The organism is Pseudomonas sp. CCI1.1 (assembly GCF_034348165.1).
GTDB lineage: Bacteria > Pseudomonadota > Gammaproteobacteria > Pseudomonadales > Pseudomonadaceae > Aquipseudomonas > Aquipseudomonas paracarnis.
In genome coordinates this window covers 1,557,888-1,571,250 of the sequence record NZ_CP133780.1, presented here as the reverse complement: position 1 = coordinate 1,571,250, position 13,363 = coordinate 1,557,888, and the positions used below count along the sequence as shown (strand labels likewise).

Annotated in this window: 13 protein-coding genes; 10 read left to right on the top strand and 3 right to left on the bottom strand. The window is 58.8% G+C overall.

Annotated features, from left to right (window positions below):
* The first annotated feature begins 26 nt into the window (after positions 1-26).
* From purB to RHM69_RS31060, 5 genes are all read left to right on the top strand, one after another.
* Positions 27-1,460: an adenylosuccinate lyase gene (gene purB / locus RHM69_RS06770; RefSeq protein WP_019817591.1), complete on the top strand. Its 1,434-nt coding sequence runs from the start codon at positions 27-29 to the stop codon at positions 1,458-1,460.
* Positions 1,460-2,908 (top strand): class-II fumarase/aspartase family protein, encoded by a 1,449-nt coding sequence (locus RHM69_RS06765; protein WP_014718236.1) that lies wholly within the window; start codon positions 1,460-1,462, stop codon positions 2,906-2,908. Before purB ends, RHM69_RS06765 begins: the two co-directional genes overlap by 1 nt.
* Positions 2,909-2,946: 38 nt before the next feature.
* Complete coding sequence (locus RHM69_RS06760; protein WP_014718237.1) at positions 2,947-4,020, top strand: class I SAM-dependent methyltransferase; 1,074 nt, start codon at positions 2,947-2,949, stop codon at positions 4,018-4,020.
* A gap of 110 nt (positions 4,021-4,130) precedes the next feature.
* Positions 4,131-4,460 carry a hypothetical protein gene (locus tag RHM69_RS06755; RefSeq protein ID WP_003191756.1) on the top strand — a complete coding sequence of 110 codons (330 nt, stop codon included), beginning with the start codon at positions 4,131-4,133 and terminating at the stop codon, positions 4,458-4,460.
* Between the two features lie 84 nt (positions 4,461-4,544).
* Complete coding sequence (locus RHM69_RS31060) at positions 4,545-4,892, top strand: chitin binding peritrophin-A domain-containing protein (protein WP_353956204.1); 348 nt, start codon at positions 4,545-4,547, stop codon at positions 4,890-4,892.
* A 171-nt stretch (positions 4,893-5,063) separates the two neighbouring features.
* Here RHM69_RS31060 and RHM69_RS06750 read toward each other — a convergent pair whose 3' ends face one another.
* The gene (locus RHM69_RS06750) at positions 5,064-8,774 is read right to left on the bottom strand and encodes a hypothetical protein (protein WP_322255486.1); all 3,711 of its coding nucleotides are present in this window, start codon (positions 8,772-8,774) and stop codon (positions 5,064-5,066) included.
* A 289-nt stretch (positions 8,775-9,063) separates the two neighbouring features.
* On the opposite strand from RHM69_RS06750, the gene RHM69_RS06745 reads away from it, so the two are divergent.
* The 3 genes from RHM69_RS06745 to RHM69_RS06735 all read left to right on the top strand — a co-directional run bounded on the left by RHM69_RS06745 (position 9,064) and on the right by RHM69_RS06735 (position 10,424).
* Positions 9,064-9,510: a GNAT family N-acetyltransferase gene (locus RHM69_RS06745; protein ID WP_014718240.1), complete on the top strand. Its 447-nt coding sequence runs from the start codon at positions 9,064-9,066 to the stop codon at positions 9,508-9,510.
* Positions 9,511-9,514: 4 nt separating this feature from the next.
* On the top strand, positions 9,515-9,775 hold the full coding sequence (locus RHM69_RS06740; protein ID WP_019820299.1) for a hypothetical protein: 261 nt from the start codon (positions 9,515-9,517) through the stop codon (positions 9,773-9,775).
* Positions 9,776-10,175: 400 nt separating this feature from the next.
* A complete protein-coding gene (locus RHM69_RS06735; RefSeq protein ID WP_014718242.1) occupies positions 10,176-10,424 on the top strand; it encodes a DUF1652 domain-containing protein in 249 nt (82 codons plus the stop codon).
* A gap of 15 nt (positions 10,425-10,439) precedes the next feature.
* On the opposite strand, the gene RHM69_RS06730 is transcribed toward RHM69_RS06735, so the two are convergent.
* On the bottom strand, positions 10,440-10,802 hold the full coding sequence (locus RHM69_RS06730; protein ID WP_014718243.1) for an NUDIX hydrolase: 363 nt from the start codon (positions 10,800-10,802) through the stop codon (positions 10,440-10,442).
* A 126-nt stretch (positions 10,803-10,928) separates the two neighbouring features.
* On the opposite strand from RHM69_RS06730, the gene RHM69_RS06725 reads away from it, so the two are divergent.
* Both RHM69_RS06725 and RHM69_RS06720 read left to right on the top strand, forming a co-directional pair.
* Positions 10,929-11,906, top strand: coding sequence for a Gfo/Idh/MocA family protein (locus RHM69_RS06725; protein WP_014718244.1), 978 nt, complete (start codon positions 10,929-10,931; stop codon positions 11,904-11,906).
* A gap of 45 nt (positions 11,907-11,951) precedes the next feature.
* Entirely contained in the window at positions 11,952-12,581 is a 630-nt protein-coding gene (locus tag RHM69_RS06720; protein ID WP_019820296.1) for a ribonuclease T2 family protein, read from the top strand.
* A gap of 13 nt (positions 12,582-12,594) precedes the next feature.
* Here the strand turns inward: RHM69_RS06720 and RHM69_RS06715 are convergent, their stop codons facing one another.
* The gene (locus RHM69_RS06715; RefSeq protein WP_014718246.1) at positions 12,595-13,197 is read right to left on the bottom strand and encodes a LuxR C-terminal-related transcriptional regulator; all 603 of its coding nucleotides are present in this window, start codon (positions 13,195-13,197) and stop codon (positions 12,595-12,597) included.
* Positions 13,198-13,363: the final 166 nt, after the last annotated feature.

Here is a 13,363-nt window from a genome sequence, read left to right as displayed (position 1 = left end):
TCCCTGGACAACCCGAGTAACCCGACATGCCAAGTCATATCACTGAATCCCGTATCCACGGGGGCGCTTACTCGTCCCCGGAATTTGCTGCAATCTTCTCTGATGCCAATCAGGTGCAGAAGTGGCTCGATGTTGAAACAGCGCTGGCGGCGACCCAGGCGCAGATGGGCCTCATCCCCCACGAGGCCGCCCGGGAGATTGCCCGGGTAGCCAGCGTGGAACTGCTGGACCTCGATGCGTTGGGGCGCGAGGGCCTGGAAACCGGGCACATCCTGGTGCCGACCCTGCGCGCCTTGCAGGGGTTATGCGCCGATGGGCTGGGCGAATACGTGCATTACGGCGTGACCACCCAGGACATCCTCGACACCGGCCTCATCCTGCAAATCCGCGATGCCTGGGGCCTGGTAGTGCAGCGTTTGCGCGGGATCCGCGGGCATCTGCTCACGCTCGCCCTGCGCCATAAGCACACGGCGATGGTCGCCAGAACCCATGGCCAACACGCATTGCCCACCACGTTCGGCTACAAGGTGGCGGTGTGGGTCGATGAGATTGATCGACACCTTGAACGCTTTGACGAAGCCTACGCCCGGGTGATGGTCGGCAACCTGACCGGCGCCGTGGGCACCCTGGCCGGGCTTGGCCCGCAGGGTTTGGACGTGCAGCGCCGCACCCTGGAAAGCCTCGGCCTGGCGGCGCCGTTGACCAGTTGGCACAGCGCCCGCGACCGCATCCTGGAAGCGGCGTGGCTGCTGGTGCAGGCGTCGGCGACGTTGGGGCGTGTCGCCAATGAGATCTACCACCTGCAGCGCACCGAGATCGACGAAGTGCGCGAGGGGCGGCGAGCCGGGCAAGTGGGGAGTAGCACCATGCCCCACAAGCAAAACCCGTCGACGGTGGACTTGATCAGCGCGCTGTCACGGCTGGTACGTGCGCAGATGGTTGCGCTGACCGATGCGGCTTTCCAGATGCACGAGCGTGACGGCACCACCTGGCGCATCGAATGGGCGGCCTTACCCGAGCTGTTCATTTACGCCGGTGCGTTGCTCGCTCGTATGGAAGGCTTGCTGCTGGCGGGGTTGGAGGTGCGTGAAGCGCGCATGCGCAGCAACCTGGACTTGTTGGGCGGGCTGATCCTGTCGGAGCGCGTGATGCTTGCGCTGGCGCCTCGGTGTGGCAAGCAGACGGCCCATCACCTGGTGCACGACATCGCCCTGCAGGCCCAAGACGCGGGCGTTTGCTTTCGCGACGCGCTGCTTGGCGACCCTCGGCTGCGCGGTTGTTTCAGCCCACAAATGCTCGATGACTTGCTTGACCCGACGGCCTACACAGGGCTGGCGGCCGAAATGGTCGATCTGGTGGCAACTAAAGCACGACCTCGCGCTTCAGGCGATGGCGCTGAAGCACTGATGGCAACCCAAGGCAATACCAATCAGTCCCTGTACGCTACGGAGGGTATGTGATGGATGCGCAAACTTTGGAAACGACAGCTCGTGCGTCTTGCACCGCACGTTCGGACCACCCAGGTTTTGATCATGACGGCGAGCAATGCCGCCACGAACACAGCCACATCCTCGATTCGAAAACCCACGGTTCGGGTTATGCCGGCCCGCAGAGCCGCAAGATTTTTTGCAGTCATTGTCGCCTGCAACGCTGGCTGGACGTGGAAGCCGCGCTGGCCATGGCGCAGGCCGATGTCAACATCATCCCGCGCGAGGCGGCCCTGGAGATCGAAAAGGCCGCGTTGCTATCGGGCATCAATGTGCGCCAACTGGCCGAGGGTGTGGTTGCCACTGGGCATTCGCTGATGCCATTGCTGAGCGCCCTGCAAAAAAATTGCAGCCCCAGTGCCCGTGAATACGTGCATTACGGCGCTACCACCCAAGACATACAGGACACCGCCCAGTCCCTGGAGATGCGCGATGTGCTTGATGCGATGGACCAGGCCCTGGAGACTTTGCTGGGTAAGTTGTCGACCCTGGCCGATGCGCACCGTGACTCGCTGATGGTCGCCAGGACCCACTCGATTCCCGCCTTGCCGACCACCTTCGGGCTGAAGGTCGCTGGCTGGATCGATGAGCTGTTGCGCCACCAGCAGCGCTTGGCCGAAGCCCGCCAGCGTGTACTGGTGGTGCAACTGTTCGGCGGGGTCGGCACCATGGCGGCGTTCGGCCCGGACGCCATGCCGATGCTGGAGCGTTTTGCCCAGCGCTTGTCGCTGCAAGTGCCCCTGACGGGCTGGCATGTGTCCCGTGACCGCGTTGCGGAGTTCGTCAGCACCCTGGCCATGGTTACCGCCTCGTTGGCCCGCGTAGCCGATGAAATCCGTACGCTCAATCGCTGGGAAATCGCTGAAGTGGAAGTGGGCTGGAGCGACCAGCAGATCGGCAGCAGCACCATGCCGCACAAACGCAACCCCGAAGGCTGCGAGCAGGTGGTGGTGTTGGCGCGGCTGGCCAAGGCCCAGGTCATGCTCGCGCTGGACGCGATGATTCTTGAGCATGAGCGCGATTACCGCGGTACGCGGCTGGAGTGGTGCGCGGTCGCGGACGTTTCCCACTACGCATTGATGGCGCTCTCGATTCTGACCGAGACCATCGACGGGCTCACCGTGAATGTGCAGAAGATGGAAGGCACCGCCCAGGCGTATGGCGATGCCATCTGCACCGAAGCGGTGGTGTTCGAAATGGCGCGCAAGCTGGGCAAGAGCAGCGCCTACCAGATCATCTTCGAAGTATCCCAGGCCAGCCAGCGCAATCACGTGTCGATCCGCGAGGCAATCGAGGCCGATGCGCGGGTGCTTGCTGTCATGAGTGACGGCGCCCTGGCACGGTTGTTCGAGCCCAGGACCCACCTGGGCATGTCCGAGCGCATCGTTGACAACGTGCTGGCCAAACTCGCCGGCCACTGATCCCTTAACAGACTTGCAAATTCATCAAGGAGCGACAGATGTCCAACGTTATGGAAGTTGATAAAGCCAAGGTCCAACAGTTCTCGGCGCGGATCATGGAGGATTACGGCAACACGCTGCGCGGTGCCATGCTCTACATCGGCGACCAACTCGGCTTGTTCAAGGCATTGGCCGACGGCCAGGCGGTGACCCTGGAAGAGTTGGCGCACAAGACTGGCTACAACGCGCGTTACTTGCGCGAATGGCTGGGCAGCATGGCCACCGGCAATTATGTGACCTACGACGCGCAAACCCGCCGCTACCAGATGCCGGCTGAATTTGTGCCCGTGCTGGCCGATGAAGACTCGCCGTATTTCGCCGGCGGCATCATTCAGCTGAGCGTGCCGTTCGTGAGCATGGCACCCAAGGTCATCGAAGCCTTCCGCCATGGTGGTGGCTGCGCTGAAGAGGCGTTCCCGCTGGAAACCTGGAAAGGCATGGAGCGCATGACCATGCCCTGGTACAAGCATTACCTGGTCCAGCACTGGATTCCATCCCTGGATGGCGTCGAAGAGAAGCTCAAGACCGGCGGCAGTGTCCTGGATTTTGGCTGCGGTGCGGGCCTGGCGGCGATCACCATGGCCAAGGCCTATCCTGAGGCGCGCATTGTCGGCTGCGATTTCCACCTGCCTTCCATCGAGTTGGCGCGGGCCAACGCCGAGGCGGCCGGCGTGGGTGACCGGGTGCAATTCGAGGTGAACGACTCCGATGCCTTGCGCGGCCAGCAATTCGACTTCGTGACCACCTTTGTGGTGATCCACGATGCCACCGACCCTCAGCAGATGCTCAAGGATTTGCGCGCCGCCACGGCCGAAGACGGTACCTACCTGATGGTGGAGCTCAACCTGTCCGAGGAACTGCACGAGAACATGAACCTGTTCGGGCGCGTCATGTACCCGCAGAGCACCCTCTATTGCATGACCTGTTCGCTGTCCCACGGTGGGGCAGGGCTGGGGGCGTTCATGGGCGAGAAGCGTGCCCGCCAGATGGCTGAGGCAGCCGGGTTCAGCCGCTTTCGTAAAGTGCCTTCGCAGTGGCCACCGATGCCGGCGCTGTTCGAACTCAAGCCTTGATAGAAAGCATCCGCGAGTCGCTTTGCGCAGTAAGGCAATTTAATGGCCCCTTTGTAACAAAATCCTCGCCAAAATCACTTTTATTTTCAGGTGGTTAGGTGAGGATGCAAATGCGCTCTGTGGGAATGATGCTGATTGCCTGCTCCCTGGCCGGCGGCGCGACTGTCGCGCAGGCCAGGGAATTGCGCGAGGGTGACAAGTACATGTGCAGTTGGGGCGCAGGCACGGCCGCCAGGGCCCAGGAACTCAAGTTATCCGGCGTTTCGCTGTACGCGGCCCGGCAGAAGATCCAGACCCTCAAGTTCAGCAAATCGTGGATGCGCATGATGGCCATGGGGATCACCGAGCAGACCTATGACAGCCGCTCAAGGCTCAAGCCCGAGGCGATTCGTCAGAGCTTTTATCAGGATTGCCTGCGCTACAAGGTGGCGCGCAAGTAATTTGTAGCCGACTCACAGGGAGTGAGCGTGGATCACCCTTTGTCTGAAAAACCCTTCTACCTAGTAGTTTTGACAGTAGACGGCATGAAATCTGGGGGAGCTCAATACGGGAGCACATCAACACAGGAGCACCTCATGAGCATACTTAAGATCAAAGCCACAAGTCGGCGCATCACCCATACCTCGGGGTTACTGTTACTGGCGTTGCTGGTGAGCGCGTGCAGTACCGAAATAAATCCCGAGCAACGTGGCGTAAGTTCCGCAAAGAACGTGCCTGACCCTCCCTGTACGGTCGCAGGATATTTCAAGAGTAATGAACCTGGAAAATACTACCAGTGCATATACAGCTCAGCGCAGGGAAGATGGCTTAAAAAGCTTTTTTCATGTCCTTCAGGGCAAAACTTTGATGAAGTCGCGCAAAAGTGCAAATAGCACTTCGCACTCGGTTATCCCACCGCTACACCTTCACCCGCATCGTTGGTGCTGTGGTGATGGTCGGTTTGTTTCCCGCGCCGTACTCACGCAAACACGTTAACGTCCAAAGACCACAAAAAGCAGATCCGCTTAATACGGATCTGCTTTGTCGACCAGCGCCTCTTCTGGCTATACACTTATTTTTTGGACACGAATAGAGTCAAGCTGGGTATTGCCACCATCAAACCTTATATCCAGCTGTATGTTTTCCCCAGCATAAACCGGCCCTATCACTTGCGTCACCCAACTACTCGACGCAGAGGTGGTGAAATATTGAGAGGTGCCGCCAGGGCCACGTAACCATACATAGTTGGTAGTTGCCGCAGTCGCATGACGATACCTAACCGTTATCTGGTATCCCCCCGCACCTGCGCCAGGAAACGCTTTTGTGCAACCCAAATAATATCGAGTCGGCGCGACCAGATAAAACTCCGTACCCGATACCTGCACCTGAATAGGCACACCGCTATTCAATGGCTCCCAACCATTGCGATTAAAATTATCGAAGTCAGTCATATCGTCCAATATAGGGGGGGCGTTCTCAACAATGTAGTTGGTTGAACGCAGGGGTATGCTTTTAGAACGATCAATGTCGCCGCTATACGCCACATCGCACGATATTGTTATGTTATGACCACGAGGCACAGCCTGTAGCCAGCTGCGCACTACCGATTTGTTCCTCAACCCATTGGCAGCTTCCTGCTGGGTGATGACTTCTCCGCTCGCGGTGAGAACATCGAGCGGCGCCATCTGTGCACTGCGACAAGTGATCCATACACGTTGCCTGGCAGCGCTTAACGCCCATTTAATAATTGAGGCCAGCCCATCGCCGACAAAAGTTCTCAAGTCTAGGACATCACCGGGCGCAATATTATTGATCAATGGCTGTGGTAAATCGGCGGGCTGTATCGTATCGACCCTCACCGTCTGCACCTGTGACGGAATCGGGACCGTCACACCCGGCCGTTCTACCGAATACTTCAAGCACACGGTACTGTTCACACTGCGGTGCAAGACCTTGACCGAGGTCAGGTTGAACACCACCGTGCCCCCATCCAACCCATTCTCGACCGCCGTATGGTGGGTACCATCGGCAAAAATCCATTCAAACGTTATGCGATCCCGATTGCTCATACCGGTGTAGCGAACAGTGACCGTCGTATTGTGCTCAATCGGCAGCGGGTCCACCGTCACGTTCGGCCCGGTGTCGGTGGTGCCATTGATAAACGGGTGGGGCAACACGCCCGGCAGGGACTGGATGGTGTAGTGGCGCTCGCGGAACAACACCGCATTGGCCTTGTTGAAACTGCGGTCAAAGCAGACCCAGAAACGGACGGTTAATAGCGTTCCATCCTTGAGCTTGCGCAGTTCGTCCACGGGGGTCGGTGGCAGGATCCCAGTGCGTTCGCCTTCTTCGGTCACGAGGTTGTTGGTGTAGGTGGCCTCGAAGTATGGCGTCTCTGGAACGGTATCATAGGTGCCGCTGTACTCCATCCAGATGCGCTGAGCCCGATGAATGAAGTGCCAGATATTGATCATCGTGCGCTCGGTTCCATTCAACTTGGAGGTCTCGAGCACCGGGGCGTCTCCAATCCCTTCGATGGTCGGGATCGGCAAGGTGGTCAGGTTGAGCAGCAGCAGGTCGAGGATTGGAGAAGGTGTTTCTCGTCCGTTACGTATGAGGAAGTATTGCACGTTGATCCGTTGGCCAAATGGCGCAATATTGGCGCCCACGACTTCAGGCGGGACGGTGAAGTCCACGGTTTTACGGGGGTTGCCGTCTTGGGTTTCACAGTGGCTGCCGATGTCGGGAATGCCGGTCCAGCACGCTCGGATACGGTCGGTCGGTAGCATCTGCGCGAAGGTGACCCGAATGGTCGCACCGGCGGTAACCGCTTCCGGTGCCAATTGGTCGGGGGCTTTGGATGCTTCGAGGACTTCCGGGCAAGGCAGGTCACCCAGCGCCTTACCGACAGTCACTTCGAGTATTTCAGAGCGCAGGGTGCGCCCACCATTCGCGGGGATCATTGAATAGCTCAAGCGAATCACGCCGCCCAGGTTGGTGTCGGCGTAGTGCCGATCCAGCGAAAAGTGCACTGGACTTCCTGCGGTGGCGGGATTCAGGCGGATGTCACCCTGGGTGCTGCCGTCCACAGCCGTCCCTGTCAGGCGCCATGTAAAGACATCGCCATCGTAAGTTTCAGCGTAGGGCAGCGTGATGTCGAGCTGGCCAAACAAGTCATCTGGGTCTAGGTTGTCGTCCTCATCGACCCGGTCGATTTCCGGCCTTGGCATTTCGGCAATACGCTCGCCGAACCGCACATACGTCGACTCCGACTCGCGGATGGCCTGCGTCCCTGTACCCAATGCCCGCATGAGGCCGTCGTCTACCGTGTAGAAAACCCGCACATCGCCCAGCCCGATAAATCGAGCGAAGTTGGCTTGGGTTACGGTACGAAAACGGGTGGGCGGTGGTGGAGCGCCTGCGTTATGGCGTTGTTCGTATTCAACGAGCCCGCCACCCGGTAGAACAGCCTCCAGCCGCAGCCTGACCAGATTATCCGGATCGTAGGGCGTATAGGCCGGGTTCGGATAATTAATGGTGATGTAAGGCTCTTCGGGGTCAATCAAGCCGGCATCGGCCTGCACCACCGTGACTGCCGGCATGTCCGCAATCGTGCCAGAGATCAGGATCGTCAGGGATTGGGACTTGGCCAGTAAGGTGCCCAGCGGGAACTCAAGCCGCCAGGTGATCTTCATCGAGCCTTGGATCAATTGTTTGATGGTGTCGTCATCGACAGGAAACGAAGTCGGCCAACCCGGGTCCGCGCGCTGATCGGTCAGATCGAGTTCAAACGTTGACTCATCGGCGTGAGTACCACTCAAGGTTGCAATGACGCGAGTATTCGCCGGGACAAAACGGCCATCCGGAAGCTGAAAAGGCGTGACTACCTGAACAGCAAAGAATTTCCCTGCATCCTGATCATAATTGACCGAGGTGACCGAGGTGGAGCCGACGAGGAAGCGCGCCCGCCTGAGCAGGCTGGGGTCAAGCTCGGCCTGTACATGCACGGCCTGAGAAAAGTGCTCGACATGCCCGGAGCGGTTTTCCACTTCATCGAGCACCTGATAACGTATCGGTAGGAGGCCGCTGCCGGTGCCGATGACGCTTGCCGGAACTTCCACTTCAATCGGCTTTGCCCCGCTGGCGTGGTCGTCATCGAGTTGGAAAACCACCACCTGCGCGATCGTGTCCCAATACAAAAGAATCTTGTCTCGCACACGTTTACCGGGGTAATCGAGCGTGAACACTACGCCTTGGGCGGCGCGCTCCGGAGTCAAGACTGCGCCGGGCGCTGCGAGGTCGTCCGGCAAGCTGAGCAGCAATTTGTCGTGGTACCCCAGCCCGGGCTGTTCATCCAGGCCAGGTCGCGTGTCCTTGACGAAGACAGTCAGCTCATCTGATGTACTTGGCGTGCCAGGGCCATTACGGACAACGCGTACAAACACAGGAAAGGATAGCCCCCGCGGTATACTTTCCTCGTTGATGGCCAGTTGAAAAAAGTTTTTGCCTGTTTCCTCTGGTTTGACGGTGTGAAAGCCCAGGCGCAACGTACGGCTGCCGTGGAAGTACTCGCAGGTATCACCCGCTTGCAAATTAATCCAGCGCAAAATGGTTACATATAGATAAGTATCGAGATGCCGCACGCCTAGGCCCCTGTCAGCCCCAACCACGTTGAGCACCGGGTTCGAGTAGGCCGGCGGGTCGAGATCATTGCGGGGAGTGGATGAGCTTCGCGCTACCGGAAAGCGCTCCTCGGGGGCATGTAATTTGGACATGGCTGAACTCCTTGGCTGGGGCCTGGACGGCTATGGAACAAGGAAATCAGACGCTTGAAGGGGATGGGCGTCTAGCTGTCAGAATTGACAGTGGCGACAAACGGTAACGCACTGATAGTTTGAAGGTCGTCCATGCCACGAACAGGGGGCATGGTGAATCCCGTTAAAAAAGATATGGAGGTGGTGAGGGTAGTGTCAATCGCAGCTCTTCAAAGAGCTGTTTACAAAACCACGACAAACCCCGTGTGAGTATTTGCATACAATTGCGCACTTCTTCATGGAGGCCGGTATGCAAGTACTGATTCGAACGGCAACACCTGATGACGTCGACACGCTGTGCGCGATTCGCACCTCGGTGGTGCAAAACCACCTGAGCCTTGAACAGATGGCTGGCCTGGGGATTACCCCGCAGGTATTGAGCGACACGTTGCGCGCAGCACCTTGTGGCTGGATCGCGGAAGTGGACGGCCAGGCGGCGGGGTTTTCCATGGTCGACCTGGATGAAGGTGAAGTGTTCGCGATGTTCGTGCTGCCATCCCACGAGAAGCTTGGCCTGGGCCGTCAACTGATGGCGGTGGCCGAGGCGGCCCTGTTTGAGCGCCACGACACGGCGTACCTGGTGACTGATGGGCGTGATGAGATCCGGGCCAATGGGTTCTATCAGCGCCTGGGCTGGTCTGTCGTGGGCCCGGTCGATGGAGATGATGTGCGTTATGAAAAGAGCAGGGCGCCATAAGGCCATGAATGCCCCAGCGCCTTCATCGTCCAACAGCTTGCGCTACTTCGCGGCGGGCGTGCTGGTTGTCGCCGTGTTACTGGGGTTCTATTTTGTTCAGCTCAACGCCAAGGTCGACCGCCAACGTGAAGAAGCCGCTGAACGTTTGGCGCTGTGTCGTCACCTGGAGGCTGTGGTGGGCGCCACCGCTTCGAGTCGTGAGGCCCTTCAAGAAACGTGCAAGCAATTAAGTGAACAATTACTTAAAAGTACGGCACCGGATTAATAACCCTTTTTTAAACGTGGGTTTATGCCCGTTACTTGCACCAAAAAGTAGCACGACTGCCGCCTTCCACCTTAAAAAACATGTGGTTATTGAATGACTTACGACGCTTTCAATCCGACGAAAGGATTAAAATAATCTTGTTACATGTTTTTACAATCGCTACTATAGCCGGGCGTTCACCTCCCACGGTTTATGCATTTTTAAATCCCAAGTTTCCATCAGCTACTTGGGATTTTTTTTGCCCGCGATTTAATCTCGGCCTGTCGTTCATGGCCGGTTACGCCCGACAAAGTGAGGGCTGGTTAACACTGTTGCATTAAATGTCCGGTGGCCGGCAAAACCTTATCTATGCTGCTTGCATCGCCTCAATCGGGTAGAACCCAGGGACGGGGGGCTGATCATGATTTCCATCACCGAATTCAACCGCATCATGGCTTCAGGCTTCCTGCCGCTTGCGTGTGAGTGCTGCCTTAACAGCGACGGCTCACTGCGCATCAGCGTGTTCGAGCCTGCGTCCGGTCGTGTCGACTTGCTGCTGACCCGCGTATCGCCCGAGGGCCTGGACAGCATCCGTGCCATCGCCAACCTGATTGGTGAGTTGCGTGCCGAGATAAAGGCCGGGCGCCGCGGGTTCGCGGCGGTGGGTTAGCGGCTGTCCAGGGCGTCAGAGGCGCCGCAGGAAGGATTTGACGATGTGGCGGGTGGCGTCTGTGGTGTCCAGCTCGTCCAGGGCGCTGTAGGCATACCACTGGCAATCGACAATCTCATTGCACGGCCGTGCCTCGTCGATATTGACCACCGAGGCCTCAAACACATGGTGGACGGTGTCGCGGGCCTTGAGCTCTTGCAGGTACAGCAAGCCGTCCACGTTTAACCCGGTTTCTTCTTCCAGTTCGCGTTCCGCCGCGCCGACAGGGCGCTCGTGCGCTTCGACTTTCCCGCCGGGCAATGCCCATTTTGATCTGGCCTTGCGCACGAAGAGGATATGCCCCTCATGTTCGCAAATGACGGTTGCCCTAATTTTCATCGAATGTGCCCCCGCGCCGAATGAGTGTCATAAAAGTGTAATGCAATTGTCATGCTAAGTGGTTATGGCGCGCCAGGGCCGGTATGTGGATACTGCCCGATTGACGAATACGACCGAGGACATTAGATGAAGACCATACGCTGGGGCATGATCGGCTGTGGCAGTGTCACTGAATTGAAGAGTGGACCGGCTTTCTATAAAGCGCCAGGTTCGGCCTTGGTCGCCGTGATGGGGCGGCGTGCCGAGGCGGTGCGCGATTACGCGGCGCGCCATGGTATTGCCCGTTGTTATACCGATGCCCAGGCCTTGATCGACGACCCCGAGGTGGATGCGGTCTACATCGCCACGCCACCCGACAGCCATCTTGAATACGCCTTGAGGGTGGCGGCGGCGGGCAAGCATTGCTGCGTCGAAAAGCCGATGTCGCTGAATGCTGAACAGAGCGCGTTGATGCAGCGCACATTCGAGCGCGCCGGGCTGCATCTGTTTGTCTCCTACTACCGGCGTTCATTGCCACGCTTTCAGCAAGTGCGCACCTGGCTGCAGGAAGGCCGTATCGGTGAGTTGCGTCACCTGACCTGGACCTTGTGCAAACCCGCTGCCGTTACAGACACCGACGCCAGCAATTGGCGCACCGACCCGGCCATTGCCGGTGGCGGCTACTTTGCCGACCTGGCCAGCCATGGGTTCGACCTGTTCCAGTACCTGGCCGGGGACATCGTCGAGGTCTCAGGCTTTTCCGCACGACAGGCAGGACGCTACGCGGCAGAAGACGCAGTGACGGCCTGCTGGACATTTGCCAGCGGTGCATTGGGCATGGGCTGCTGGAATTTTGTGGCGGACCGCCGCGAAGACCGGGTCGAACTGATCGGCAGTCGCGGCCGTATTCAATTTTCGGTGTTCGACGACCAGCCGCTGCGTCTTGAAGGCGAGACCACCGAGGTGTTGGAAGTGCCGTGTCACACCCATATTCAATGGCACCACGTCCTGAACATGAACGCGCATATTCGTGGCGAGGCCGAGCATCCGTCGCTGGCCATCGAAGCGCTGAAGACCGATATCATCCTGGACAAGGTGTTACACCGTTATTCCCAGCATCCCTAGCCGTGGCAATAGCGTAAGGCTTCACTCTTTTAAAGGAATACCGGGATGAAATACTGGATGGTGGTGTGGCTGCTGATCGCCACCGCGACAACGGCGGCGCCACGCAGCCAAGGGCAGGCGGGTGAGTTTGATTTCTATGTGCTATCGCTCTCGTGGTCACCCACGTTTTGCCTCACGCACCCAGGCAACGAGCAATGCTCAGGTAAAGGCTACGGCTTTGTGCTGCATGGCTTGTGGCCGCAATACGCGCGGGGAGGGTGGCCGGCGTCCTGTACACCGCAGGTGCGCTTGAGCGAGGCAGAAATGGACAAGGGCGCGGCGCTGTTTCCTACCCGCGCGCTGCTCAAGCATGAGTGGGCCAAGCATGGCACCTGCAGTGGGCTGGAGCCGTTGGAATATCTGGAGAAGACCGATGTGGCGCTCGGTGCGGTTGCCATTCCGCAGCAACTGCAGCCGTTCAATACGCCGCCTTCATTGCCGGCCAGTGAGATCGAGGCGCTGTTTCGCGCGAGCAACCCGCGTATGGGTAACCACGGGATGGCGGTGATCTGCAAGGGAAAGGTGTTGTCGGAGGTACGGGTGTGCCTGACCAAGGACCTGGCCTTTGCCGGTTGCCCGCGCAGTGTGAAAAGCCAATGCCGTGGGGGCGGTATTCGTATTCCCGCGCAGCGTTGAGCCGTGCAATCGCCTAGAACTCGCCGGAATACTTCACCGCAGCTGCAGCGCGCGAGGGGACATTCAGGCTGCGCAACAATGACGACACATGGATACGTACGGTAAACGGCGAGATATTCAGGGCCTTGGCAATTTCCTTGTTGGTCTTGCCCTGGGCAATCAGGCGCAGCACTTCCTGCTGGCGGGTGGTGAGGGTGTGGGTGTCGAGGGGCAGCAGGCCTGAAGGGGCGAATTTGACCAGCACTTCGCCTTCGCGGATCGCCAGCAGCGCCTGGCCGATCTCGTCCGGGGCGATGTTCTTGCCGATAAAACCGTCGGCGCCCAAGGCCATGACCTGTTCGATCAGCGCGGGGTCATCGACCATCGACACCAGGACCAAGGTGGTGCGCTTCAGTTGCTGGCGCAGTTCGGCCAGTTGGCTGATGCAGGTCAGGCCGGGAAAGCGCAAATCGAGGATCAAGGTATCGACCTCGCCCGCTTCGCACAGCAACGCATTCACCGTGGCCAGGTCGCCGGCCTCCTGCACCACCGCGCCCGGCAGCAGGCGCTGCACGGTGCGCGTCATGCCTTCGCGAAACATGGGGTGGTCGTCGGCGATGATGATTCGGCCGGTCATGGCGAGCTCCTTCCTGGGGCAAGGTTGTGTCGAGGCATGCTAATTTATTTACCGCCGATGTAGGAGCGAGCTTGCTCGTGAAGCACGCACAGGCACCGCGTACTCCCAGGTCAAACGCGTTATCGTTGACGTTTTTCGCGAGCAAGCTCGCTCCTTCAGATGATAG